We start from the raw sequence: 406 nt of genomic DNA on the forward strand, positions 1-406 counted from the left end.
CACCTACACTGCGCCATCGGGATACGGCGTGCAATCCGGTGAGCTTGCCGCCTTCGCCATGGCGATCATCGCCCCGGCGGTGGCCGGGGCTGCTGCGTGGGAAGCGGGCCGCCACCGCCAGCTGGGAGCCATGCGAACCACCAGCGCGCGTTGGCTCCCAGAACAGCTCTTGCGGGCCGCTGCACCGGTCTTGACCCTGCACCTCGTCCTCATCGCCGGGGCGCTCGTGATGGCCCGCAGAGCGGTAGGTGTGTGGCCTGGCGGAGCCGGGTGGCTCGCCGCGGTGCATCTGGTCGTACTTCCCTTCGGCTGGCTCATCATCGGCTGGTGTCTAGGGCTCATCCTGCCCAGGAGCATTGCGGCCCCCGTCGTTGGGATCAGCTGTTGGGCCTGGCTATCCATGCCG

At 69.0% G+C, this 406-nt stretch carries 1 protein-coding gene; it reads left to right on the forward strand.

The genetic code is table 11. The features are described 5' to 3' along the window. Nucleotides 1–28: 28 nt before the first annotated feature. On the forward strand, nucleotides 29–406 hold a 378-nt coding region (locus IF89_RS48930; RefSeq protein ID WP_420707029.1), incomplete at its 3' end, for a hypothetical protein.

This window comes from Streptomyces sp. NRRL F-2664, from assembly GCF_000719345.1.
Classification (GTDB): Bacteria; Actinomycetota; Actinomycetes; order Streptomycetales; family Streptomycetaceae; genus Streptomyces.